21 protein-coding genes are annotated in these 25288 nt (G+C 73.6%); 16 read left to right on the plus strand and 5 right to left on the minus strand.

What is annotated here, in order from left to right; all coding sequences use genetic code 11:
• The first annotated feature begins 183 nt into the window (after positions 1-183).
• The 8 genes from FB380_RS24740 to FB380_RS12845 all read left to right on the plus strand — a co-directional run bounded on the left by FB380_RS24740 (position 184) and on the right by FB380_RS12845 (position 9892).
• Positions 184-975: a TetR/AcrR family transcriptional regulator gene (locus FB380_RS24740; protein WP_229682266.1), complete on the plus strand. Its 792-nt coding sequence runs from the start codon at positions 184-186 to the stop codon at positions 973-975.
• Positions 976-1132: 157 nt separating this feature from the next.
• Positions 1133-2371 (plus strand): DUF4032 domain-containing protein, encoded by a 1239-nt coding sequence (locus tag FB380_RS12815; protein ID WP_166755364.1) that lies wholly within the window; start codon positions 1133-1135, stop codon positions 2369-2371.
• Positions 2372-2526: 155 nt separating this feature from the next.
• Positions 2527-3876 carry an extracellular solute-binding protein gene (locus FB380_RS12820; RefSeq protein ID WP_229682265.1) on the plus strand — a complete coding sequence of 450 codons (1350 nt, stop codon included), beginning with the start codon at positions 2527-2529 and terminating at the stop codon, positions 3874-3876.
• 55 nt (positions 3877-3931) lie between these two features.
• Entirely contained in the window at positions 3932-4894 is a 963-nt protein-coding gene (locus FB380_RS12825) for a carbohydrate ABC transporter permease (RefSeq protein ID WP_166755365.1), read from the plus strand.
• Positions 4894-5727 carry a carbohydrate ABC transporter permease gene (locus tag FB380_RS12830; protein ID WP_166755366.1) on the plus strand — a complete coding sequence of 278 codons (834 nt, stop codon included), beginning with the start codon at positions 4894-4896 and terminating at the stop codon, positions 5725-5727. The genes FB380_RS12825 and FB380_RS12830 overlap by 1 nt, the downstream gene beginning before the upstream one ends.
• A 43-nt stretch (positions 5728-5770) precedes the next feature.
• On the plus strand, positions 5771-7021 hold the full coding sequence (locus FB380_RS12835) for an ABC transporter ATP-binding protein (protein ID WP_166755367.1): 1251 nt from the start codon (positions 5771-5773) through the stop codon (positions 7019-7021).
• 157 nt (positions 7022-7178) lie between these two features.
• On the plus strand, positions 7179-8822 hold the full coding sequence (pgi, locus tag FB380_RS12840; RefSeq protein WP_166755368.1) for a glucose-6-phosphate isomerase: 1644 nt from the start codon (positions 7179-7181) through the stop codon (positions 8820-8822).
• 230 nt (positions 8823-9052) lie between these two features.
• On the plus strand, positions 9053-9892 hold the full coding sequence (locus FB380_RS12845) for a PspA/IM30 family protein (RefSeq protein WP_166755369.1): 840 nt from the start codon (positions 9053-9055) through the stop codon (positions 9890-9892).
• 105 nt (positions 9893-9997) lie between these two features.
• Here the strand turns inward: FB380_RS12845 and FB380_RS12850 are convergent, their stop codons facing one another.
• Positions 9998-10849, minus strand: a complete 852-nt coding sequence (locus FB380_RS12850) for a DNA-formamidopyrimidine glycosylase family protein (protein ID WP_166755370.1) — start codon at positions 10847-10849, stop codon at positions 9998-10000.
• A 166-nt stretch (positions 10850-11015) separates the two neighbouring features.
• Complete coding sequence (locus FB380_RS12855; RefSeq protein WP_166755371.1) at positions 11016-11867, minus strand: DNA-formamidopyrimidine glycosylase family protein; 852 nt, start codon at positions 11865-11867, stop codon at positions 11016-11018.
• Positions 11868-12040: 173 nt separating this feature from the next.
• Between FB380_RS12855 and FB380_RS12860 the strand changes: the two genes are divergently transcribed.
• Positions 12041-12643 (plus strand): antibiotic biosynthesis monooxygenase, encoded by a 603-nt coding sequence (locus FB380_RS12860; protein ID WP_229682264.1) that lies wholly within the window; start codon positions 12041-12043, stop codon positions 12641-12643.
• A gap of 166 nt (positions 12644-12809) precedes the next feature.
• Here the strand turns inward: FB380_RS12860 and FB380_RS12865 are convergent, their stop codons facing one another.
• Together FB380_RS12865 and FB380_RS12870 are read right to left on the minus strand one after the other, a co-directional pair.
• Positions 12810-17417 carry an ATP-dependent helicase gene (locus tag FB380_RS12865; protein WP_166755372.1) on the minus strand — a complete coding sequence of 1536 codons (4608 nt, stop codon included), beginning with the start codon at positions 17415-17417 and terminating at the stop codon, positions 12810-12812.
• A gap of 47 nt (positions 17418-17464) precedes the next feature.
• Positions 17465-18229, minus strand: coding sequence for a methyltransferase domain-containing protein (locus FB380_RS12870; protein ID WP_166755373.1), 765 nt, complete (start codon positions 18227-18229; stop codon positions 17465-17467).
• Positions 18230-18331: 102 nt separating this feature from the next.
• Between FB380_RS12870 and FB380_RS12875 the strand changes: the two genes are divergently transcribed.
• The 4 genes from FB380_RS12875 (at position 18332) to FB380_RS12890 (ending at position 21446) form a co-directional block, all read left to right on the plus strand.
• Entirely contained in the window at positions 18332-18556 is a 225-nt protein-coding gene (locus tag FB380_RS12875) for a KTSC domain-containing protein (protein ID WP_166755374.1), read from the plus strand.
• A gap of 15 nt (positions 18557-18571) precedes the next feature.
• On the plus strand, positions 18572-19717 hold the full coding sequence (locus FB380_RS12880; protein WP_166755375.1) for an acyl-CoA dehydrogenase family protein: 1146 nt from the start codon (positions 18572-18574) through the stop codon (positions 19715-19717).
• Positions 19718-19778: 61 nt separating this feature from the next.
• Entirely contained in the window at positions 19779-21053 is a 1275-nt protein-coding gene (locus FB380_RS12885; protein WP_229682263.1) for an MFS transporter, read from the plus strand.
• A 198-nt stretch (positions 21054-21251) separates the two neighbouring features.
• Positions 21252-21446 carry a DUF3046 domain-containing protein gene (locus tag FB380_RS12890; protein ID WP_166755376.1) on the plus strand — a complete coding sequence of 65 codons (195 nt, stop codon included), beginning with the start codon at positions 21252-21254 and terminating at the stop codon, positions 21444-21446.
• 21 nt (positions 21447-21467) lie between these two features.
• On the opposite strand, the gene FB380_RS12895 is transcribed toward FB380_RS12890, so the two are convergent.
• Complete coding sequence (locus tag FB380_RS12895; RefSeq protein ID WP_166755377.1) at positions 21468-22325, minus strand: SDR family oxidoreductase; 858 nt, start codon at positions 22323-22325, stop codon at positions 21468-21470.
• An 80-nt stretch (positions 22326-22405) separates the two neighbouring features.
• Here FB380_RS12895 and FB380_RS12900 point away from each other — a divergent pair, with 80 nt between their 5' ends.
• The 3 genes from FB380_RS12900 (at position 22406) to FB380_RS12910 (ending at position 25073) form a co-directional block, all read left to right on the plus strand.
• Positions 22406-22816, plus strand: coding sequence for a winged helix-turn-helix transcriptional regulator (locus FB380_RS12900; protein ID WP_166755378.1), 411 nt, complete (start codon positions 22406-22408; stop codon positions 22814-22816).
• Positions 22817-23022: 206 nt separating this feature from the next.
• Positions 23023-24060 carry a recombinase RecA gene (gene recA, locus FB380_RS12905; protein ID WP_166755379.1) on the plus strand — a complete coding sequence of 346 codons (1038 nt, stop codon included), beginning with the start codon at positions 23023-23025 and terminating at the stop codon, positions 24058-24060.
• Between the two features lie 8 nt (positions 24061-24068).
• Positions 24069-25073 (plus strand): regulatory protein RecX, encoded by a 1005-nt coding sequence (locus FB380_RS12910; protein ID WP_229682262.1) that lies wholly within the window; start codon positions 24069-24071, stop codon positions 25071-25073.
• Positions 25074-25288: the final 215 nt, after the last annotated feature.

Genomic DNA, 25288 nt, shown 5'->3' on the forward strand with positions numbered 1-25288 from the left:
CCCTCGCCAACCATTCGCACGCTCGTGACGGGGCCCGGCGAGGGGGCCGTCCTGCGGCGAACTGGTCGAGCCGTCCGGTCACGGGCGGGGTGATCCGTCCACGGGGCGGCGGAACGCGCGACACGAACGGTGCTCAGGGTCCACCTCCTTGACCCAGTGCGACGGAACGGGCACAAAGTGTCCATGTCTTCCCCAGGATCCCGCCCCCCGCTGCCGCAGCACCCCTCGCTCCCGGTGCCGACCGTTCCCGGTCGTGGCGGGGTCACCGTGCTGGAGGCCGACGCTGCCGAGTCCGCGGCCGCCGAGGCGGCGGCTGCGGGCGGGCAGCACCTGACGACCCCGGTGCCGGTCGGCGCGGCGTTCCTGCAGCCGCCGGCCCCCGGCCACCACCTGACCGCGCCGGTGCCCTCGCTGGCCGTCGCCGTCCCGGCCCCGCGCCCCACCACCCCGCGTCCGGACGCCCGCCGTCCCGGGCGCGCCGCCGTGCCGATGAGCCGCACCCGGCGTGGCCTGCTCACCGGGGCCCGCGCGGCCTTCGCCGAGCGCGGGGTCCGCAAGACCACGATGCAGCACGTCGCCGCGGCGGCCGGCGTCGCCAAGGCCACGCTGTACAACCACTTCCGCACCAAGGACGACGTCGCGCACGCGCTGATCGCCTTCGAGCTCGACCGGCTGGCCGCGCTCGCCGCCGAGCTGCCGCTCACCGTCGCCGTCCCCGCGCTGGCCGAGGAGGTCGGCGGGCACCCGGTGCTGCGCCGGCTGGCCGAGACCGAGCCGGAGACCCTGGTGCAGATGATGGCGCTGGACGCCGACCGGTGGGGCGACGTCGTCGTCACCCTCGGCTCGGCGCTGCGCATCTCCCGCCCCGAGGCCGAGCTGGTGTGCCGCTGGCTGCTGGGCCTGGTGCTGCAGCCGGGCACGGTGCAGGAGCGGGCCGCGCAGGCCGCCGTGGTCACCGGGCAGGTCGTCGGCTGACCCGCCCGCGCCGCACCCTCGGCCGTCCCGGTCCACGCGGATCGGGACGGCCGAGTGCCGTCCAGCCGGCAGAGCGGGACGCCGGCCCGGTGACGTGACATCGTGACGGGCGGCGACCAGCGCCGGACCTCGTGCCAGACCACCAGCGGAGTGCGTGATGCGGTACCTGTTCCGGCCCCCGGGCACCGAGGCGGCCGGCCTGCTGTCCCTGCCGTGGCACCAGCCGCTGGAGGAGTGGGACGAGGACCTGCTGATCGAGGTGCCCCAGCGGGGCATCTCGCGGCACGTCGTCCGGTTCGCCGCGTCGGAGGGCCGTGTGTACGCGCTCAAGGAGATCGCCGAGCCCCTGGCCCGGCACGAGTACGCACTGCTGGCCGAGTTCGAGGGTGAGGGGCTGCCCTCGGTCTCGGTGCTGGGCATCTGCGTCGACCGGCCCGACGACCAGCAGGCGATCCTGGTCACCCGGTACCTCGAGTACTCGATGTCCTACCGGTACCTCTTCTCCGGCCCGCGCGCCGCGGACGACCCGATGAAGCTGCTGGACACCCTGGTCGAGCTGCTCGTCCGGCTGCACCTGGCCGGCGTCTACTGGGGCGACTGCTCGCTGTCGAACACGCTCTTCCGGCTGGACGCCGGCACCTTCACCGCCTACCTGGTCGACGCGGAGACCGCCGAGCGGCACCCGACGCTGTCGGCCCGCAAGCGCGCCTACGACGTCGACCTGGCCCGCGAGCGGGTCGGGGCCGAGCTGATGGACCTGCAGTCCGGTGAGCTGCTCTCCCCGGAGATCGACCCGATCGAGATCGCCGACAGCCTGCCGGTCCGGTACCAGGCGCTGTGGGAGGAGGTGACCCGGGAGGAGGTCTTCCGCGCCGACGAGCAGGCGATCCGGGTCGCCGAGCGACTCCAGCGGATCAACGACCTGGGCTTCGACGTCGGCGAGATCGAGCTGGTGACCTCCGGGGACGGCGCGCGGCTGCGGGTGGAGACCCGGGTCGCCGAGCCCGGGCAGCACCGTCGTGAGCTGGTCCGGCTGACCGGCCTGGAGGTGCAGGAGAACCAGGCGCAGCGGCTGCTCAACGACCTGTGGTCCTACCGCGCCTACCTGGAGCAGCGCGGCGGCCGCCCGGTGCCGGAGACCGTCGCCGGCCACCGCTGGCTGACCGAGGTGTACCAGCCGGTGGTGGGCGCGGTCCCCGACGAGCTGGCCGGCCGGCTGGAGCCCGCGGAGGTGTTCCACGAGGTGCTGGAGCACCGCTGGTTCCTGTCCGAGCAGGCCGGCTTCGACGTCGGCACCTGGGCTGCGGTGCGCTCCTACGTGCAGCACGTGCTGCCGCGCACGCCCGTGCAGCTCACCACGCCGTCGGTGCGGGCGCACCGGTCCGAGCCCGGCTGAGCGCCCCGGGGGACGCCTCGCCCTGGGCCGTCCGCCGGTCGGACACGACAAGATCTCGCTCCGTTTGACACCGGTTGTGAGCCGGGCCACGCTCCGAGTCCGGGGCCACGACGAGGTGGCCCGTCGCCAGCAGAGGCGGTGGCTCGGTGCCGGACGTGAGCAGGGTCGGAGACGACAACCTGGAGGCCGGTCGGGCCGGTCCACCCCCCTCCTACCGGCGACGCCGGGCGGTGGCCGGTGCGGCGGCGGCGGGGCTGCTGAGCTCGGTGCTCGCGGCCTGCGGCAGTGACGGCGGGGGTGTGCCGACGCTGACCTGGTACACCAACCCCGACTCCGGCGGGCAGGCCGAGATCGCCGCCCGGTGCACCGAGGACGCCGACGGCGAGTACGTGATCGAGACGGCGGTGCTGCCGCGCGAGGCGTCCCAGCAGCGGGAGCAGCTGATCCGGCGGCTGGCGGCCAACGACTCCTCGATCGACATCATGAGCCTGGACCCGCCGTTCATCCCGGAGTTCGCCGAGGCGGGCTTCCTCGCGCCGGTGCCCGAGGACGTCGCCGGCCGGGTCACCGAGGACGTGGTGGAGAGCGCGATCGAGGGCTCGACCTGGGACGACGAACTGGTCGCCGTCCCGTTCTGGGCCAACACGCAGCTGCTCTGGTACCGCGAGTCGGTGGCGGAGGCGGCCGGGCTGGACATGAGCCAGCCGGTCACCTGGGACGAGATCGTGCAGGCCGCCCAGGAGCAGGACGTGCAGGTCGGCGTCCAGGGCATCCGCGCGGAGGCGCTCACCGTCTGGTTCAACGCCCTCATCGAGTCGGCCGGCGGGTCGATCATCGAGGAGAACTCGACCGACCCCTCGGCGATCGAGCTGGGGCTGACGTCGGAGGCCGGGATCCGCGCCGCCGAGGTGATGAACATGATCGCCACCAGCGGGACGGCCGGGCCGGCGCTGTCGACCGCGAACGAGGACTCCACCGCCACGGCCTTCGAGGGTCCCAACGGTGGGTTCAACGTCAACTACCCGTTCATCTACCCCCGCGCCCTGGCCGCGGTCGAGGCCGGGACGATGGACGCCTCGGTGCCCGAGGACTACGGCTGGGCGATCTACCCGCGGGTGGACGAGGACACCCCGGCCGCGCCGCCCTACGGCGGGATCAACCTGGGCGTCGGCGCCTTCAGCCAGCACCCCGACCTGGCCTACGCGGCGACCGAGTGCATCACCTCGACGGAGAACCAGGCCTACTACTTCGTCACCAACGGCAACCCGGCCTCCGACACCACGGTCTACGACGACCCGGAGGTGCTGGAGCAGTTCCCGATGGCGCCCACCATCCGGGACTCCCTGGAGCTGGCGGCGCCCCGGCCGCAGACGCCGTACTACAGCGAGGTCTCGGGCGGGATCCAGCGGGTCTACCACCCGCCGTCGTCGGTCGAGCCGGAGACGACGCCCGAGGCGGCCACCGAGCTGATCAACGCCGTGCTGCGGAAGGAGCAGTTGCTGTGACCGAGCGCGCGACGCGGGTGCCCGCGTCCTCCCCGAGCTGTGGAGGGGGGACCTGGTGAGCACCACGACACTGCCCCCGTCGGAGAAGACCCAGCCGGTCTCGGCCCCGGACGCGAAGACCAGCGACCGGGCCAAGAGCGAGCGGAAGCTGGGCTGGCTGCTGGCCGGCCCCGCCCTGGTGGTCATGCTGATGGTGACCGCCTACCCGATCGCCCAGGCGGTCTACGACTCGCTCTTCGACTTCCGGCTGACCGACCCGGACAACCGGTCGTTCACCGGGCTGTCGAACTACGGGGTGATCCTCTCCGACTGGCTGTGGTGGCGGTCGTTGCTGGTCACCGGCTTCATCACCCTGGTCACCGTGGCCGTCGAGCTGGTCCTGGGCTTCGCCCTCGCCATGGTGATGGCCAAGGCGCTGAGCACGATCCGGCCGGTGCTGCGGGCCGCGATCCTCATCCCGTACGCGGTCATCACCGTGGTGTCGGCCTTCGCCTGGCAGTTCGCCTTCGACATCCAGACCGGCTTCGTCAACAGCTGGTTCGGCTGGGTCCCGGGGATCAGCGCGGAGACCGACTGGTTCGGTGACACCTGGACGTCCCTGCTGGTCATCTGCCTGGCCGAGATCTGGAAGACCACGCCGTTCATCTCGCTGCTCCTGCTGGCCGGGCTCGCCCAGGTGCCGGAGGTGCTGCAGGAGGCGGCCAAGGTCGACGGTGCGAGCTGGTGGCAGCGGATGCGCAAGGTCACCCTGCCGAACATGAAGGCCGCGATCATGGTGGCCCTGCTGTTCCGCACCCTGGACGCGTTCCGGGTCTTCGACAGCATCTTCATCATGACCGGCGGGGCGAACGCGACCGAGTCGGTCTCCTTCCTGGCCTACCGGCAGACCATCTCCCGGCTGGAGATCGGGCTGGGGTCGGCGGTCTCGGTGCTGCTCTTCCTGGCCGTCGTGTTCATCGCGATGAGCTTCATCAAGGGCTTCAAGGTCGACCTGTCCCAGACGAGGGGAGATGCCTGATGTCGGGCAAGGAGAAGGCCTGGTGGGGCGTCGCCGGGGTGGCGATCGTCCTCTACGCGCTGTTCCCGATCGCCTGGATCGTGTCGCTGTCGTTCAAGGCGCCCAGCGCCCTCAACAACGGCAACTTCCTCCCCGGCTCCCCGACGACGGAGAATTACTCCCTCATCCTCACCGGCGGGGCCAGCGACCTCTTCCTGCCGGCGCTGCGCAACTCGTTCGGCATCTGCCTGATCGCCACCGCGATCTCCTGCCTGCTGGCCATGTTCGCGGCCTACGCGATCGCCCGGCTGGACTTCCCGGGGAAGAAGTTCATCCTCGGGACGGCGCTGGCGGTGGCGATCTTCCCGGTCATCTCGATCGTCACGCCGCTGTTCAACCTGTGGCGCAACATCGGGCTCTACGACACCTGGCCCGGGCTGATCATCCCGTACCTGTCCCTCACGCTGCCGATCTCCATCTGGACGATGTCGGCGTTCTTCCGGGAGATCCCCTGGGAGATGGAGCAGGCCGCGCAGGTCGACGGCGCCACCACCTGGCAGGCGTTCCGCAAGGTGATCGTCCCGCTGGCCGCCCCGGGCGTGTTCACCACGGCGATCATCGCCTTCTTCATCGCCTGGAACGACTTCGTCTACGGCATCTCGCTCACCTCCACCGAGGCGGCGCGGCCGGTGCCCGCGGCGCTGGGCCTGTTCTCCGGCGCCTCGCAGTTCGAGGACCCGACCGGTGCGATCGCGGCTGCCGCGGTGATCGTCACCATCCCGGTCGTCGTCCTGGTCCTGCTCTTCCAGCGGCGCATCGTCGCCGGCCTCACCAACGGCGCCGTCAAGGGCTGACGCCCGGCCGCCGACCCACGCTGATCACGAGAGGGACGAACTGATGGCCTCGATCGAGATGAAGAACATCGTCAAGAAGTACGGCGACGGATTCCCGGCGGTGAACGACGTCAGCCTGGACATCGACGAGGGGGAGTTCATGATCCTCGTCGGCCCGTCCGGCTGCGGGAAGTCCACGCTGCTGCGGATGATCGTCGGGCTGGAGGACATCACCAGCGGCGACATGGTCATCGGCGGCAAGCGGGTCAACGACAAGGCGCCGCGGGAGCGCAACCTGTCGATGGTCTTCCAGAACTACGCGCTGTACCCGCACCTGACCGTGTTCGAGAACATCGCCTTCCCGCTGCGGCTGGCCAAGGTCGACGACGCGGAGGTGCAGCGGCGGGTGAACGAGGCCGCCGACGTCCTGGAGCTGCACGAGCACCTGGAGCGCAAGCCGGCCAACCTCTCCGGTGGTCAGCGGCAGCGGGTGGCGATGGGCCGGGCGATCGTCCGCCAGGCCGAGGCGTTCCTCTTCGACGAGCCGCTGTCGAACCTGGACGCCAAGCTCCGCGGCCAGATGCGCACCGAGATCTCCCGGCTGCAGCGCCGGCTGGGGATCACCACCGTCTACGTCACCCACGACCAGACGGAGGCGATGACCCTCGGCGACCGGGTCTGCGTGCTGCGCAAGGGCAAGATCCAGCAGGTCGCGTCCCCGCGCGAGCTGTACGAGCAGCCGGTCAACCTCTTCGTCGCCGGCTTCATCGGCTCCCCGCCGATGAACTTCCTGCCGGCCACGCTCGAGGGCTCCCGGCTGACCACGCCGTTCGGTGACATCGAGCTCGACGAGCGGCGGGCATCCGCGGTCGCCGGCCGCGACCTGCTCCTGGTCGGCATCCGGCCGGAGTACTTCGAGGACGCCTCCCTGGTCGACGAGGCGAAGCGGCCGCTCGGGTCGGTCTTCACCGCCCGGGTGGACGTGACCGAGTGGCTCGGTGACTCGCAGTTCGCCTACATCCCCTACGAGGCCCCCGACGAGATCCGCTCCCAGCTCCGCGAGCTGTCCAAGGAACTGGACGCCGAGGAGCTGCGCACCCAGGCCATCGTGTCGATCGACGCGACCAGCCGGATCCGGGAAGGCCGGGACGCGGAGTTCTGGCTGGACAGCCGCAAGGTGCACGTGTTCGACCCGACGACGGGGGAGAACCTGACCCGGGACGCCGAGGCCGGTGCCGAGCTGACCCGGCTGGCCGCCGAGGACCGGGTCGAGCAGGTCCAGTCGGCGGAGGGACAGGGGATCAGCGCCGCCTGACGGCGACTGCGGGTGGGCTGCCACCCGCGCTGCCCGGTGCAGGAGGGCCTGCGCCGGGCAGCTGCCCGGCGCAGGCATGATCATGCCCGGGGTTTGTGCTGCGGCGTCGCTGCGCACCTGTCCCGGGAGACCCTGGCCGGACACTGGAGGCAGCAGCATGGACATCACCGCGACCGACGAGTGGGCAGCCCTTGCCGAGCACCACCGCGCGGTCGGCGACCGGACGCTGCGCGAGCTGTTCGCCGAGGACCCCGGACGCGGGACCCGGCTGACCGGCACCGCCGGCGACCTGCACGTCGACCTCGCCAAGCACCGGGTCACCGACGAGACGCTGCAGCTGCTGGTGGCGCTGGCCGAGCGGGCCGGCGTGCCGGAGCGGATCGCGGCGATGTTCCGCGGCGAGCACATCAACACCACCGAGGACCGCGCCGTCCTGCACGTCGCGCTGCGCGCCCCGGAGTCGGTGCCGCTCACCGTCGACGGCCAGGACGTCACCGCCGACGTGCACGCCGTGCTGGGCAAGATGCGCACCTTCGCCGACCGGGTGCGATCGGGGGAGTGGACGGGGCACACCGGCGAGCGGATCCGGGCCGTCGTGAACATCGGCATCGGTGGCTCCGACCTCGGCCCGGCGATGGCCTACACCGCCCTGCAGGACTCCAGCGACCGCGGGATCACCGCCCGCTTCGTGTCCAACATCGACCCGACCGACTTCGCCGAGAAGACCCGTGACCTCGACCCGGCGACCACCCTCTTCGTCGTCTGCTCCAAGACCTTCACCACGCTGGAGACGCTGACCAACGCGACCGTCGCCCGGGACTGGCTGCTGGCCTCGGGTGCCGACGAGTCGGCCGTGGCCAAGCACTTCGTGGCGGTCTCCACCAACACCGAGGCCGTGGCCGAGTTCGGCATCGACACCGCCAACATGTTCGAGTTCTGGGACTGGGTGGGCGGCCGCTACTCGTTCACCTCGGCGATCGGGCTCTCGCTGATGGTCGCGATCGGCCCGGACGCCTATGCCGAGATGCTCGCCGGCTTCCACGCCGTCGACGAGCACTTCCGGACCGCGCCGCTCGCGGAGAACATGCCGTTGGTCCAGGGGCTGCTGAACGTCTGGTACACCGACTTCTTCGGCGCCCAGAGCCACGCCGTCCTGCCCTACAGCCAGTACCTGTCCCGGCTGCCGGCCTACCTGCAGCAGCTCACGATGGAGAGCAACGGCAAGTCCGTGCAGGCCGACGGGCAGCCGGTGACGACGGCGACCGGCGAGGTCTACTGGGGTGAGCCGGGCACCAACGGCCAGCACGCCTTCCACCAGCTGCTGCACCAGGGCACCTCGCTGATCCCGGCCGACTTCATCGGGTTCGGGGAGCCGAACCACGACATCGGCGAGATGCACGACCTGCTGATGGCCAACATGTTCGCGCAGAGCGCCGCGCTCGCGTTCGGCAAGACCGCGGAGGAGGTCGCCGCCGACGGCACGCCGGCCGACGTCGTCCCGCACAAGGTGATGCCGGGCAACCGCCCCTCGACCACGATCCTGGCGCCGAAGCTGACCCCAGCCACGCTCGGGCAGCTGATCGCCTTCTACGAGCACACCGTCTTCACCCAGGGCGCGATCTGGCAGATCGACTCCTTCGACCAGTGGGGGGTCGAGCTGGGCAAGGTGATGGCCCGCCAGCTGGCCCCGGCGCTGACCAGTGAGGCCGCGCCGGACATGGAGAGCCCGGAGATCGACGCGGACGCCTCCACCGCCGCCCTCGTCGCGCACTACCGCCGGCTGCGAGGCCGCCCGGTCTGAACCCGCCCCGCGTCCTCAGCGGTGATCAGGTGACCTGATCACCCACTGTCCCCCCGCACCAGCGTTGGTGCGGGGGGACAGTCGCTGGTGCGGGCGGACGTGCCCGCGGTGTGCCGGAGGGTGTGCGGTGGCTGGCCGGGGGCGACGCCTGGGACGATGATCGGGACAGCGTCATCCGTGTCGCACCACCTGCCGCCCGGCGGGGCCGGAGCACCGGACCAGGAGGAACCATGCCGAACCCGTTCGTGAAGCTGTGGAAGTACCTGACGGCCTCGGCCAACGACCAGATCGACCAGCGCGCCGACCCCAAGATCCAGATCCAGCAGGCGATCGAGGCGGAGCAGCAGCGGCACCAGGCCCTGGCCAACCAGGCCGCCGCGGTGCTGGGCAACCAGCGCCAGCTGGAGATGCGGTTGAGCCGGCAGCTCGGGGAGATCGAGAAGCTGCAGGCTTCCGCCCGGCAGGCGCTCACCCTCGCCGACCAGACCCGCGCCGCCGGGGACGCCGCCAAGGCCGCCGAGTACGAGCAGGCCGCCCAGGCCTTCGCCACCCAGCTGGTCAGTGGCGAGCAGGCGGTGGAGGACCTCAAGCGCAGCCACGACGAGGCGCTGCAGGCGGCCGAGCAGGCCAAGGGCGCGGTGGAGCAGAGCCGGATGCGGCTGCAGTCGACGCTGGCCGAGCGCACCAAGCTGATGTCGCAGCTCGAGCAGGCCAAGATGCAGGAGCAGGTGTCCGCCTCACTGCGGTCGGTCAACGAGCTGTCCGCACCCGGCAACACCCCCAACCTCGGTGAGGTGCGGGACAAGATCGAAGCCCGCTACGCCACCGCCCTGGGGCAGGCGGAACTCGCGCAGAACTCGGTCGAGGGCCGGATGCTCGAGGTCGAGAAGGCGACCATCGACGTCGCCGGTGCCTCCCGGCTGGCCGAGATCCGCGCGTCCATGGGCGGCGGGACCCAGGCCATCAGCGGCACCCAGGCCGCCGGTGCCATCGAGCAGGGCACCCCGCCGGTGACCGGGCTCGGCGCCGAGACCCCGGCTGCCCAGCCGGCGGAGCGGCCCGAGCAGTAGGACGCCCGCGTCCTCCTGCCCCCGGAGACGAGTCCTGGAGCCCCGTCGTCCCGCTGGACGACGGGGCTCCGGCGTCCCCGGGTGCGGGTGGTCAGGTGGTCGGGGTCAGGTGGCGGCGATGGACGCCGGGTGGCCGGGCTCGCCGGTGCGGGCCAGCGGGTCGATCGGACTGCGCGCGGCCTGGCACGCGGGGCACCAGTAGGTCACCCGCTCCTGGGTGTCCGGACCCTGGTCGCCCAGCAGCACCGCGGTCCGGCAGCGGCGGCAGGGCCGACCTCGGCGGCCGAACACCCAGTGGTCCTCACCGCGCCGGGTCGAGCCGGTGGTGCTCTGCTCGGGGCGGTCCCGGTTGGCCAGCATCAACGTGCGGGCCCGCTCGACCAGCCCGGGCAGGTCGGGGACGTCGGCGACGCGGGTCCACGGGTGGGTGCGGGTCATGAACAGCGTCTCGACCTTGTAGAGGTTGCCGATGCCGGCCAGGTTCCGCTGGTCCAGGATGGCGACGCCGATCTGTTCGTCGGGGTGCGAGCGGAGCCGGCGCAGGGCCTCCTCCAGGTCCCAGTCCGGGCCCAGAACGTCGGGCCCCAGGTGGCCCACCAGCTCGTCCTCGTCGCTGGTCGGCACGATCCGCAGGTCGTGCAGCCGGTAGCCGACGCAGTCCCACTCGTCGGTGGCCAGGACCGCCCGGATGCTGTGCGCGGGGCCGCCCTTCCACGGGGTGCCCTTCCGGTAGATGTGCCAGCTGCCGTCCATCCGGTAGTGGCTGCGCAGCGTGCGGCCGTCGGCGAAGCGGGTGAGCATGTGCTTGCCGCGGGGGACGACCTCGGTGACGGTGGCGCCAGCGAGGTCGACGGTGGCCAGCTGGGGGACGCGCAGCTCGCCCTTGGTGAGCGTGGCGCCGGCCAGCGCGGTGTTCATCCGCTGGGCGGCCAGCCAGACTGTGTCTCCCTCGGGCATCCCGCCATGATCCCCGCCCGCGCAGGCCGGCGCCGGGCGTGGCGGCCGTCTCCTGGGTAGGTCCGTCGCCGGCGCCCGCCCCACGCCGGCGGCCGGCCCGTCCTGCGCCGGGCGTGGTGGCGCCCTCGTGGGCCAGCCGCCATCCCGCCCGGTGCGGGCGGGCCGGCTACCGGCGGGCCCGGCGCGCCTCGGTCCCGGGCTCCCCGGTCCGCGCGCGTGGGTCGACCGGTGCCGGCGTGGCCTGGCAGCGCGGGCACCACCAGGTGATCCGCTCCTGCAGGTCGGGGCCCTGGTCGCCGAGCAGGATCGGCGTCCGGCAGCGGCGGCACGGCCGGCCCGTGCGGCCGGCGACCCAGTGGTCCTGGCCTCGGCGGGTCTCGCCGGTGGTGCTCTGCTCGGGGCGGTCGCGGTTGGCCAGCATCAGCGTGCGAGCCCGCTCGACGAGCGCGCGCAGGTCGGGGACGTCGGCGACTCGCGCCCAGGGGTTGACCCCGGTCAGGAAGAGCGACTCGACCTTGTACAGGTTCCCGGGGCCGGCCAGGTTCCGCTGGTCCAGGATCGCGACGCCGATCTGTTCGTCGGGGTGCGAGCGGAGCCGGCGCAGGGCCTCCTCCAGGTCCCAGTCCGGGCCGAGCACGTCGGGGCCGAGGTGCCCGACGAGCTCGGACTCCTGGCTGGTGGGGACGACGCGCATGTCGTGCAGCCGGTAGCCGACGCAGTCCCACTCGTCGGTGGCCAGGACCGCCCGGATGCTGTGCCCGGGACCGCCCCGCCAGGGTGACCCGGTGCGGTAGATGTGCCAGCTGCCGTCCATCCGGTAGTGCGTGCGCAGCGTGCGGTCGTCGGCCAGCCGGATGAGCATGTGCTTCCCCCGGGGGACGACCTCGGTGACGGTCGCGCCGGCGAGGTCGAGGGTGGCCAGTTGCGGCACCCGGAGCTCGCCGCGGCGGAGCGTGGCGCCGGCGAGCGCGGTGTTCATCCGCTGGGCGGCCAGCCAGACGGTGTCTCCCTCGGGCACGTGCCCATGATCCCCGGCGCGGGGGCCTCCGGCTCCAGGTGCCGCTGCCGGATCTGCCGGCGTCCCGCGCCGATGGCCTACGGTCCGGTGCTCGCTCGTCCGAGTGGCCTCGTGTGAGGGGAGCGGCAGGCGGGAACAGCCTGGGTTCCTTCAGCGCTGAGGGACCTGTGACCGTGTCGACCCGCCTGCGCAGCCTGCCGGAACGCCTGACCGGCACCCTCATGACCCGGCAGCCCGCCCCGGCGCAGGAACCGGTCACCGTCACCGTGGCCCGGGTGGTGCGTCCCGAGCAGCAGGACGCGTTCGCGCGCTGGGCCGCCGACGTGCAGGAGCTGGTGGCGACCTTCCCCGGTCACCTCGGTTCCTCCCTGCTGCGCCCCGGCCCGGGCAGCGACGAGTACCACCTGGTCTACCGCTTCCGGGACGACGAGTCCCTCGCCGTCTGGGAGCGCTCGCCGGAGCGGCGCGAAGCGCTGGACCGGGTGCACCAGCTGGTGGAGGACGAGCGGGTGGCCCGGGCCGTGGGCCTGCAGACATTCTTCGCGGTGCCTCCGCAGCCGGGGCCGGCGTGGCGCAGCTGGCTGCTCACCGTCGCCGTGGTCCTGCTCTTCACCTCGACGTTCCAGCTCCTCGTCGTGCCCTTCGTCGGCGACTGGCCCTGGCCGGCGCGGCTGCTGCTCTCGGCGGCCTACGTGGTGACGGCGTTGCGGCTGGCCATGCCACGGGTCAGCCGCTGGCTCGGCCCCTGGCTGCAGGGCTCCCGCCGCCGCCGCTGACTCGCAGCGGCCCCACCGGCCGTCCGGTCGCCGGCGCCGGTAGTACGCCCACCCGCGCCGGTGCGGCCACCCGCGCCGTGCGGGCATGTGCGCGATGCGGCTGACCGCATGAGGCGCGCTCGGCACCGGGCGGCCGCCTGCGCCGAGCAGCCTGACGGGGAGCCGGCTAACTGCGCAGGCGCAAGCCGCGCGGGGTGGCGGCGAAGCCGGCTGCCTGCAGCGCCGCGGTGAGCGGGCCGGACTCGTGCACCGACGCTCCGTCCGCCTTCTGCACGATCATCCGGCCCAGCGCCCCCGAGGCGACCGCGCCGGACAGCGCGGTGGCCGCCTCCTTGAGCACGGTCTCCTCCTCGGTCCAGGACAGCAGCGTCTTCCCGCCGCGTTCGACGTAGAGCACCAGCTCGCCGTCGACCAGCACGACCAGCGCGCCGGCCTTGCGCCCGGCCCGGTGCCCGGTCTTGCGGCTGCCGGTGCCCTCGCCCAGGTCGACGGCGGGGCCGTCGGCAGCGCTGTCGGCGGAGCTCACCGGCCGCTCCGGCCAGGGGAGGGCGGCGCCGTAGACGTTCGCCGGGTCGGTGGCGGCGAGCACGACGGGCCCGGCCGGTACGCGGTCCGGGCTGGCGAAGCTGCGCAGCCGGTCGACCGAGCCCGGGGTGCCGAACTGGGCGGCGCCGAGGGTCTCGACGAAGTAGCCCCGGCGGGCCCGGCCGTTCTCCTCGAACGCCCGCAGCACCGGGTAGACCGCGGAGAACCCACCGGTCACCTGCTCGGCCTGCACCGCCCCGCGGGTGAGCACGCCGTGCCGTTCCAGCAGCGCCTCGGCCCGCGCGGTGGTGCGCTTGGTGGCGTTGGCCTCCAGGTCGGGCAGCCGGGACCAGCGCCCGGCCATCGTCGGGGGACCGGTGCGGCTGGGCATCGCCGGCCGACCCAGCCGGGTGCGGCCGTACCGGCTGCGGTCCAGCCGGGCGCGGGGCGCGGCGGGCTGCCGCTTGTGCGTGCCCCCACCGGACAGCCGGACGCGCAGCGGGGCGAGGGTGTCGTTGGTCAGCGCGCCGGCCCAGACCAGGTCCCAGACCTCCTCGGCCAGCGCGGTGTCGTCGGTGGCGCCCACCCGGTCGGACAGCGCCCGGAAGAACAGCGCCTGCCCGCCGGCGAGCTCGTCGAGCAGGAGCTGCCCGACGCCGCCCTCGGTCGCCGCGCCCCCGGGCGGTTCGGGCAGCAGCAGGGGAGCGAGGTCGGCCGGCACCAGCGTCACCCAGCCGTCGCCGCCGGAGAGCCCGCCCGCCCCCGCCCACAGCACCTCGCCGGCACTGGTCAGCTCGTCGAGCATCGCCGGGGAGTAGCCCTGCACCCGGGACGGCAGCACCAGCGACTCCAGCGCCGAGGCCGGCACCAGCGCACCCGCCAGCTGCTCGACCACCGCCAGGACGCCGTCGACCCCGCGCATCCGACCGCCCACCGACTGCCAGGAGGGCGTGAACCGGGCCAGCGTGTCGACCGGGACCGGCTCGACCTCCTGCCGCAGCTTGGCCAGCGAACGCCGCCGGATGGAGCGCAGCACCTCGGCGTCGCACCACTCCTGGCCGATGCCGCCCGGCCGGAACTCACCGGTGACCAGGCGGCCGGTGCCGACCAGCCGCTGCACCGTGGCGGTGACGACGGCGACGCCCAGACCGAGCCGGGCGGCGACCTCCGGTGGGGCGAAGGGGCCGTGGGTGCGGGCGTAGCGACCGATCAGGTCACCGAGCGGGTCGGCCACCGGCTCGGTGAACACCTCGGGCACCCCGACCGGCAGTGCGGTGCCCAGGGCGTCGCGGAGCCGGCCGGCGTCCTCGATGGCGACGTACCGCTCCTCCCCGGCGATCCGGACGACCAGGGCCCGCCGGGCGGCGACGAGCTCGGACAGCCAGTCGGCCGGCACGCCGCGGGCCGCGGCCTCGGCCACGGTCAGGTCGCCGATCCCGCGGAGCAGGTCGCTCGCGCCGTCGGCGTCGCGCGGGTGCCGCTGCTCGGGCAGTCGCTGCAGCTCCGCCTCGACCTCGGCCATCGCGTCGGCGTCGAGCAGCTCACGCAGCTCGGAGCGGCCCAGCAGCTCGGCCAGCAGCCCGGTGTCCAGGGCGAGTGCCTGGGCGCGGCGCTCGGCCAGCGGGGCGTCACCTTCGTAGATGAACTGGCCGACGTAGCCGAACAGCAGGGACTGGGCGAACGGCGAGGCCGTCTGCGTCTGCACGTCGACGAGCCGGACCCGGCGCGCCCGGACGTCGCTCATCAGCTCGACCAGCCCGGGAACGTCGTAGACGTCCTGCAGCACCTCCCGGACCGCCTCCAGGGTGATCGGGAACGAGGAGAACTCGCTGGCCACCGAGAGGAGCTGGGCCGCGCGCTGCCGCTGCTGCCAGAGCGGGGTGCGCCGGCGGGGGTCGCGGCGCGGGAGCAGCAGGGCGCGGGCGGCGCACTCCCGGAACCGGCTGGCGAACAGCGCGGAGTTGCCGACCTCGGCGGTGACCTCGCGCTCGACGTCGTCCGGGTCGAGCAGCGCGAGGTCGGCCTCGGGCGCCTCGCCGGTGGTGTCGGGCAGCCGCAGCACGATGCCGTCGTCGGAGTGCATCGAGGCGACGTCGACGCCGTACCGCTCGCGCAGCCGGGCGGCCAGCACCAGCGCCCAGGGCGCGTTGACCTGGGCGCCGAAGGGGGAGTGCACGACCAGCCGCCAGTCGCCGAGCTCGTCGCGGAACCGCTCGACCAGCAGCGTGCGGTCGTCGGGCAGGTGGCCGGTGGCTGCCTTCTGCTCGGCCAGGTAGGCGAACAGGTTGCTCGCGCCCCAGGCGTCCAGCCCGGCGGCGCGGGCCCGTTCGGTGCCGGCCTCCGGCGTGGCCGAGCCGACCTCGCGCAGGAAGGCGCCGAGCGCCCGGCCCAGCTCCAGGGGGCGGCCCAGGGTGTCGCCGTGCCAGAACGGCATCTTGCCGGGCTGGCCGGGCGCCGGGCTCACCAGGACCCGGTCGTGGGTGATCTCCTCGATCCGCCACGAGGAGGACCCGAGCAGGAAGACGTCGCCCACGCGGGACTCGTAGACCATCTCCTCGTCCAGCTCACCGACCCGGCGACCACCGTTGGCACCGGCACCGGAGACGAGGAAGACGCCGAACAGCCCGCGGTCGGGGATCGTGCCGCCGCTGGTGACCGCCAGCCGCTGGGCGCCGGCGCGGGCGGTGAGGGTGTCGGTGACCCGGTCCCAGGTCAGCCGGGGCCGCAGCTCGGCGAAGGCGTCGGAGGGGTAGCGGCCGGCCAGCATGTCCAGCACCGCGTGCAGCGCGGCGTCCGGCAGCGAGGCGAAGGCGGCCGAGCGGCGCAGCACGGCGGCGACCTCGTCGACGGTGCGCGGCCGCTCGGAGACCATGGCCACGATCTGCTGGGCCAGCACGTCGAGCGGGTTGCGCAGGTACCGGGTCGACTCGATGGCCCCGGCCCGCATCCGCTCGGCGACGACGGCGCTCTGCACCAGGTCACCCCGGAACTTCGGGAAGATGACGCCCTCGCTGACCGCACCCACCTGGTGGCCGGCGCGGCCCACCCGCTGCAGCCCGGCGGCGACGTTCGGCGGCGACTCGACCTGGACGACCAGGTCGACGGCGCCCATGTCGATGCCCAGCTCCAGCGACGAGGTGGCGACCACCGCCGGCAGCTGCCCGGACTTGAGCGCCTCCTCGACCACCGCACGCTGCTCCCGGGAGACCGAGCCGTGGTGCGCGGAGGCGACCGGCTTGACGTCCGCCGGCAGCCCACCGCCGGAGCCGGCCTGCGCCATCAGCTCGGCCGGGTTCGCGCCGTGCGGCATCGGCTCGCCGGTGGCGCGCTCGTAGGCGAGCTCGTTCAGCCGGCTGGTCAGCCGCTCGGCCAGCCGGCGGGAGTTGGCGAACACGATGGTGCTGCGGTGGCCCTCGATCAGGTCGAGCACCCGCTCCTCGACCGCCGGCCAGATCGACGTCCGCGGCTGGTTGCCGGCGGCGGACCCCTCCAGCTCGCCGGTGGGCTGCCCCAGCTGGCTCATGTCCTCGACCGGGACGACGACCGACAGGTCCCACTGCTTGGTCGACGGCGGGGCGACGACCTGCACCGGGCGGCCCCCGGCGAGGAAGGTCGAGACCTCCTCGATCGGCCGCACCGTCGCCGACAACCCGATCCGCTGTGCCGGGCGCTCCAGCAGCTCGTCGAGCCGGTCGAGGGAGACCGCCAGGTGCGCGCCGCGCTTGCTGCCGCAGACGGCGTGCACCTCGTCGAGGATCACCGTCTCGACGCCCCGCAGCGACTCCCGCGCCTGGCTGGTGAGCAGGAGGAACAACGACTCGGGGGTGGTGATCAGGATGTCCGGCGGGCGCTTGGCGAACAGCCGCCGCTCGTCGGCCGGGGTGTCCCCGGAACGGATGCCGACGCTGATCTCCGGACGCGCTTGCCCCAGCCGGGCGGCGGCCTGGCCGATCCCGGTCAGCGGCGCACGGAGGTTGCGCTCGACGTCGACCGCCAGCGCCTTGAGCGGGGACACGTAGAGCACCCGGCAGCGGGCGAGAGGGTCCTCCGGCGGCGGGGTGGCGGCCAGCCGGTCCAGCGACCACAGGAAGGCCGCCAGGGTCTTGCCCGACCCGGTGGGGGCGACGACCAGCGCGTGCTCGCCGCTGCTGATCGCCGTCCAGGCGCCCTCCTGGGCCGCGGTCGGCTGCTCGAACGCACCGGTGAACCACGCCTGGGTGGGCGCGGAGAAACGCTCGAGAGCGGACACGCGACCAGTGTCCACGCGGGTACGACAGTTCGCCGGGGGCCGGCAGTTCAGTCCGGACGGCGGGCCTCGATCAGGTAGCGCTGCGACCACGACACGAAGACGCCGTCCCGCTCGATCCGGCGGTGGACCTCCGCGAGCTGCGGCCGGTACCGCTCGACCGAGAAGCCCGGCACCGTCCAGACCACCTTGCGCAGGAAGTGCACGACCGCGCCGACGTCGGAGAACTCCACCCGGCACCGCCGGACCCGGAGGTCGACCACCTGCAGGCCGGCGGCCCGGGCGGCCGCGGCGGCCAGTTCGGCGGTGGGCTGGTCGGGGCCGGGCCGGGGACCCAGCAGCGCGTCGGCCAGCACCCGGTGGGTGCCCGAGCCGATGCCCTGGCACAGGTGGGTGCCGCCGGGGGAGAGGACGCGGGTGATCTCGTCCCAGCGCTGGACGGTGGGGTGTCGGCTGCTGACCAGGTCGAAGGCGGCGTCGGGGAAGGGGAACGGGCCGTCGTCCGCCGCCTCGGCCACCTCGGCGCCCCACGCCGCCAGGCGCAGCCGGGCCAGGGCGAGGTTCGGTGACCACGACTCCGTGGCCGCCACGCGCCCGGGGGGCCGTGCGGGCCGGGCCAGCGCCCCGGCGTACACCTCGCCGCCGCCGGTCTGCAGGTCCAGCGACCGCGAGGCGTGCCCCAGCCGGTCGGCCAGGAGGCCGGCGTAGCCCCAGGGCGGTCGCTCCTCGGTCGCCCGGCCGCTGAACCAGGAGAAGTCCCATCCCTCGGTCGGCACGGCTTCGCCCTCGGCGACGAGCTCCTCGAACGTGCGCACCGCACCAGGGTGACCGTCCGTCGACGAGTCGACGAGCGGATTCGTCGACATGGGGACCGGGGCGAATGACACTGGTGTCATCCGGTCGGCCAGGGGGCAGCCATGCAGCGCACGGCGGTGCAGTCGTCCAACATCGCGACCGTCGGGTACGACGAGGAGCAGCAGCTGCTCGAGCTCGTCTTCCGCGACGGCCGCGTCTACCACTTCCTCGAGGTGCCGCCCGAGCGCGTGCTGTCGCTGCTCCGGGCGGAGAGCAAGGGCCGCTTCTTCAACGCCGAGATCAAGCCGGTCTTCGACTACCGGGCTGTCGGTCGACGCTGGGGTTGAGCCAGACTGCGTGGCATGCGTCACAGCTTGTACGAGGCCGACCACGAGGACTTCCGGCAGAGCGTGCGGGCGTGGCTGGAGAAGGAGGTCGCGCCCTTCCACGACGACTGGGAGCGCGCCGGCATCGTGCCGCGGGAGCTGTGGACGGCGGCCGGCGCCCAGGGGCTGCTGGGCATCGGCGTGGCCGAGCGCCACGGCGGCGGTGGGGTGCGCGACTTCCGCTGGTCCTGCGTGCTCAGCGAGGAGCTGGTCCGGATCGGTGCCAGCGGCGTCGGCTTCGGGCTGCACAACGACGTCGTCGGGCCCTACCTGCAGGACCTCGCCACCGAGGAGCAGCAGGAGCGCTGGCTGCCCGGCTTCTGCACCGGTGAGCTGATCACCGCCATCGCGATGACCGAGCCGGGCGCCGGCAGCGATCTGCAGGGCATCGCCACGACCGCGCGCCGGGACGGCGGGCACTGGGTGCTCAACGGCTCGAAGACCTTCATCACCAACGGCATCAACGCCGACCTGGTCGTCGTCGTGGCGCGCACCGACCCCGAGGCGCCCGGCTCCCGGGGCCTCAGCCTGCTGGTCGTCGAGCGCGGCATGGCCGGCTTCACCCGAGGGCGCAACCTGGACAAGGTCGGGTTGAAGGCACAGGACACCGCGGAGCTGTTCTTCGACGACGTCCGCGTCCCGGCTGCCAACCTGCTGGGCACCGAGGGACACGGCTTCGCCCACCTGATGCAGAACCTGCCGCAGGAGCGGCTGCACATCGCGGTCTCCGCGGTGGCCGCGGCCGAGACCGTGCTCGCGCTGACCGTCGAGTACGTGACCACCCGGACGGCGTTCGGCCGGCCGATCGGCTCCTTCCAGAACTCCCGCTTCGTCCTCGCCGAGCTGCAGACGGAGGTGACGATCGCGCGGACCTTCGTCGACGAGTGCGTGCGCCAGCTCGACAGCGGCGACCTCACCGCCACCGACGCCGCGATGGCCAAGTGGTGGACGACGGAGCTGCAGAACAAGGTCGCCGACCGGTGCCTGCAGCTGCACGGCGGCTACGGCTACATGAGCGAGTACCGGGTCTCCAAGGCCTGGCGGGACGCCCGGGTGCAGTCGATCTACGGCGGCACCAACGAGATCATGAAGGAGATCGTCGGGCGCTCGATGGGCCTCTGAGCCGGTCGTCCTGCGGGTCCGACACCCCCTGCGAACGGGCGCCGTCGGGCACACTCACCCGGTGACCCGACCGGCGCTGTCCCTGCCCGACCAGGCCGTCGTCCAGCGCCGCACGCTGGCGGTGCTGTCCACGGGCGTGGCCCTCGGTGGGCTCGGCGTGACGATCGGCATCACGGTCGGGGGGCTGCTCGCCCGGGACGTCGCCGGGAGCGACGCCGCCGCGGGGCTCGGGCAGACGGCGAGCGTCCTGGGCGCTGCCCTGATCGCCGTCCCGCTGGCCCAGGTCAGCGACCGGTACGGCCGGCGCGCCGGCCTCTCCCTCGGCTACGCGGTCGCGGTCGTCGGTGCCCTGGTCGTCGTCGCGGCCGCGGCGCTGTCCTCGCTGCTGCTCCTGCTCGTCGGCCTCTTCCTGTTCGGGGCCGCCACCACGAGCGGCCTGCAGGCCCGGTACGCCGCAGCCGACCTCGCCGCACCCGAGCATCGCGGTCGTGCGCTGTCCCTGGTCGTGTGGGCGACCACGATCGGCTCGGTGCTCGGGCCCAACCTGGCCGGCCCGGCCGACGACCTGGGGCGCGCCCTCGGGCTGCCGGGGCTGGGCGGGGCGTTCGTGCTGTCCATCGCGGTGTTCGCGGTCGTCGTCCTCGGGGTGCTCCTGCTGCTCCGCCCCGACCCGCTGCTGCTCGCCCGGCAGTTCAGCGCGGCGACCCGTCCGGCCGGGGCGCCGTCACTGCGATCGGGCTCGGCGGCGGCCCTGCGCGCCGTGTGGGCCACCCCCGGCGGACGGCTGGGACTGACCGCCGTCGTCGTCTCGCACGCGGTGATGGTCGGGCTGATGGTGATGACCCCGGTGCACATGGGCGCCGGCCACTCCGCGGCCGACGGGACGACGTTGCGGGTGATCGGCCTGGTCATCAGCGTGCACGTGGCCGGCATGTACCTGTTCTCCCCGGTGGTCGGCTGGCTCGCCGACCGGGCCGGGCGGGCGGCGACGGTCGCGCTGGGTGGCGTGCTGCTCCTGCTCGCCGCCGTCGTCGCGGGCACGGCGCCGCCGGGGGCCGCCCTCCAGCTGGGCGTCGGGCTGTTCCTGCTCGGGCTGGGCTGGTCCTGCGGGCTGGTCGCCGGGTCGACCCTGGTCACCGAGTCCGTGTCCGCCGAGGTCCGCCCGTCGGCGCAGGGCGCGACCGACCTGCTCATGGGCCTGGGCGCGGCCCTCGCCGGCGCGCTGGGTGGCCCGCTGCTCGCCCTCGGCGGCTTCGGGCTCGTGGCGGCGGTGTCCGCAGCGCTGATCGGCCCGCTGGTCGTGGTGTGGCTCCGGGCCCGGCTCAGCGCTGGCTGAGCCCGGCGCCGGCCGAGGTCAGCGCCGGTTGAGGTAATCCCGCGCCAGCAGGACCAGGAGCGTGATCATGGCGCCCACGAGGGCGATCTGCAGGACGAGGTCCCAGGTGGGCGAGCCGGTGCTGGGGACCATGCGTCGAGCGTAGGGCGCGGAGGGAGCCGGGCGCACGGGTCAGCGCGCGGTGGGTACCGTCGAGGTGTGCGGCTGCAGGAGTTCTGGTCCCGGATGGAGCGCCAGTTCGGCGCGATCCGTGCGCAGAGCGTCGCCAGCGACCACGTCTTCGGCCCGCTGGGCGGGCGCACCGCCGCCGAGGCGATCGAGGCGGGCGTACCGGTGCGCACGGTCTGGCTGGAGATCTGCAAGGAGTACGACGTCCCGCCGAAGGACCGCTGAGCCCCTCGGCGGGACGCGACCTCAGCCCGCCAGGACGGTGCGGACGTGCTCGGCGAGCGGCGTGGTCGGACGGCCGATGAGCTCCGACAGCGCGGTGCTGCCGGTGTCCAGGGCCCCCTGGGCGATCGACCGGTCGAGGCCGACGATGAACTCGGCGGTCTCCTGCGGCAGGCCCTGACCGAGCAGGGACTGCACGTGCTCCTCGGCGGTGAGGTCGCGGTAGGTCACGTCCCGGCCGGTCTGCGCGGCGACGACGCCGGCGAGGTCGGCCAGGGTGAACGCCTGGTCCCCACCCAGCTCGAGGACGCCCGGCCGGGGCGCCGCGGCGGTGAGGACGGCGACCGCGCCGGCTGCGAAGTCGGCCCGCGTCGCCGCCGCGATCCGCCCGGCGCCCGAGCTGCCGGCGACCTCGCCGGTCTCGGCAGCCGTGCGGATCTGCTGGTCGTAGTTCTCCAGGTACCAGTTGTTCCGCAGCACCACCGCCGGGACGCCGACCTCGGCGATCAGCCGCTCGGTGGCGGCGTGCTCGGGGGCCAGCGGGAGCGAGGTGTCGTCGGCCTTGGGTGCGCTGGTGTAGACGACCAGCTCGACGCCGGCTGCCCGGGCCGCCCGCAGCACGTTGCCGTGCTGGGTGACCCGCTGGCCGACCTCGCTGCCGGAGACCAGCAACAGCCGGTCGGTGCCCTGCAGGGCGGTCTGGAGGCTCGCCGGGTCGCCGTACTCCGCCTGGCGGACCTGCACCCCGCGGGCGGCGAGGTCGGCGGCCTTCTCGGGGGTGCGGACGACGGCGACGACCTCGCCGGCGGGGACGCCGGCGTCGAGCAGTCCGGTGACGACGAGCCGGCCGAGCTGGCCGCTGGCTCCGGTGACGGTGATCAAGGGGACTCCTCCGAGTGCTTCCTGGCTGGGGGGCACTTACGAAAAGTGAGTGCTGGCTCGTCGGACGGTACCCTGGCCGCATGAGCGAGGCGGCCGGGGGTGCGGGGGAGCAGACGGTCGAGGAGCTGGTGGCCGACGTCTTCCGGCGCGCCTGCGCCTCCCGCGAGGCGCTGGAGCACGTGACCGGCAAGTGGTCGCTGCTGGCGCTGTCGGCCCTGGCCGAGTCCCCCCACCGGTTCGGCGAGCTGCGTCGCCGGATCGAGGGGGTGAGCGAGCGGATGCTGGCGCAGAGCCTGCAGACCCTGGAGCGGGACGGCTGGGTGCACCGCGAGGTGCGGTCGGCGATCCCCCCGCACGTGGAGTACCGGCTGACCGAGGACGGTGCTGCCCTGGTGCCCCACCTGCTGGGGCTCATCTCCTTCGTCGAGGCGCGGATGCCGGCCGTGCAGGCGGCCCGGGCCTCCGCCGACGAGGTCCGCCGGCCCCGCTGACCGCGCTGTCCGGGTGGGCGCCGAGGGCGCTGGACGGTGGGACGCGCCGATCCGGGCGTGTCACTGGAATCGAACACGTGTTCGGCCTACCGTGGCGTCCACAGGTCCGGGGTCCGTCCACAGGTGCACCCGTTCCGCAGAAACTGTCAGACCCCCGCCCTAGCGTCGGCGACGACCCGCTACAGCGACATCCGAAGGTGGCCACCATGGCAACGCTCGACCGCGACAAGGCCCTCGACATGGCCCTCGCCCAGATCGACAAGCAGTTCGGCAAGGGCTCCGTCATGCGCCTGGGCGACTCGCCCGAGATCGCCATGAAGGTCATCCCCACCGGCTCCGTCGCCCTCGACATCGCCCTCGGCGTCGGCGGTCTGCCCCGCGGCCGCGTCGTCGAGGTGTACGGCCCCGAGGCCTCCGGCAAGACGACGGTCGCCCTGCACGCGGTGGCCAACGCCCAGGCGGCCGGCGGCATCGTCGCCTTCATCGACGCCGAGCACGCGCTCGACCCCGACTACGCCCGGGCGATCGGCGTCGACACCGACGCACTGCTGATCAGCCAGCCCGACACCGGTGAGCAGGCGCTGGAGATCGCCGACATGCTGATCCGCTCCGGTGCGCTCGACCTCATCGTCGTCGACTCGGTGGCGGCGCTGGTGCCCCGCGCCGAGATCGAGGGCGAGATGGGTGACAGCCACGTCGGTCTGCAGGCCCGGCTGATGAGCCAGGCGCTGCGCAAGATCACCGGTGCGCTCAGCAACTCCGGTACGACCTGCATCTTCATCAACCAGCTGCGCGAGAAGGTCGGCGTGGTCTACGGCTCGCCGGAGGTCACCACCGGTGGTCGTGCGCTGAAGTTCTACGCCTCGGTGCGGCTCGACATCCGCCGGATCGAGACCCTCAAGCAGGGCACCGACGCGGTCGGCAGCCGGGTGCGGGTCAAGATCGTCAAGAACAAGGTGGCGGCCCCGTTCAAGCAGGCCGAGCTCGACCTCATCTGGGGCCAGGGCTTCAGCCGCGAGGGTGGGCTCATCGACATGGGCGTGGAGCAGGGCTTCGTCCGCAAGTCCGGCGCTTGGTACACCTACGAGGGCGACCAGCTCGGCCAGGGCAAGGAGAACGCCCGCAACTTCCTGCGGGACAACCCCGACCTCGCCGACGAGATCGAGCGCAAGATCAAGGAGAAGCTCGGCATCGGGGTCCCCGCCGCCGCCGAGGCCCCGGCGGCTGCACCGGCCGACTTCTGATCCCGCCGGTGTCCGGCGCACTGTTCGACGACCGACCGGGCAGCGAGGGCCCCGAGGACGACGTCGTACCGGCCGGTGACCGAGGTCGCCGGTCCGGTCGGCGTCGCCCCGGCGGCGGCAGTGGCCGGCGCAGTCCCGACTCGTCCGCTCCGATCGAGTCGGGCGGGCGCCGGGAACGGGCCGGTCGCGGCTCGGGGCCCCAGTGGAGTCGCCGCCCGGCCGACCCGGCGGCGTCCGGGGACCAGGCCGACGACGACGCGGCCGAGATGGAGGACCCGGAGGCGGCCGCCCGGGCGATCTGTCTGCGGGCGCTGACCGGCACGGCCAAGACCCGCAAGCAGCTGGCCGACCTGCTGGCCAAGAAGGACGTGCCCGACGACGCGGCGGCCGCGGTGCTCGACCGCTTCACCGAGGTCGGGCTCATCGACGACGCCGCCTTCGCGGCCGCCTGGGTCTCGACCCGGCAGTCCGGTCGCGGGCTGGCCCGGCGGGCGCTCACCGCCGAGCTGCGGGCCAAGGGGGTCGACGGTGAGGTGGCCGCGGCAGCGGTCGCGGAGGTCGACCCGCAGGACGAGTGGGACTCCGCCCGGCGGCTGGTCGAGCGGAAGCTCCCGTCGATGCGCCGGCTCGACCGGGTCACCGCGGAGCGGCGTCTGATCGGCATGCTCGCCCGCAAGGGCTACGGCGGGGGCCTGGCCGGCTACGTGGTCCGCGAGGCGCTCGACGGTCGAGACGCGGACGAGCTCGCCGACAGCCCGCCAGGGGACGTGACCGCAGGGCCTGCCGGGTCGGGAGACCAGTCCGGGCTCGTCGAGCCGTCCGGCGATCCGGACCCGGACCTCGTCGCACCGGTCCCGTGGTCTCGCGAGCGCTCGGCGGCCCGTGCTGCTCGCGCTCGTGCCGCCGCTGACGAGGCGGCGGACACGGGCGGCGAGGTGGGGGAGGGGGTCGCCCGGCCCATCGGCCGATTGCGGCCACCCCCGGGCTCCCTGCCGGTCGACGACCTGCCCTGAGGAGCCGGGCCGGGCGAGGCCGTCCACCCGCCCGCGCGTCGGCCATCCGCCCGCGCGCCGGAGATGCGAACAGCCGATGCGAGGAGCCTTGCATCGGCTGTTCTGCGTTCGGGCGCCACGGTCGGGAGCGCGCGACCACGGTCGTGCGCCGGGTGACGGCCCCGCACCGGGTCTCGGTCCCGTCCGCCGGGTCACCGTCCCGTCGGCCGGGTCAC

It is taken from the genome of Modestobacter marinus, assembly GCF_011758655.1.
GTDB classification, from domain to species: domain Bacteria; phylum Actinomycetota; class Actinomycetes; order Mycobacteriales; family Geodermatophilaceae; genus Modestobacter; species Modestobacter marinus.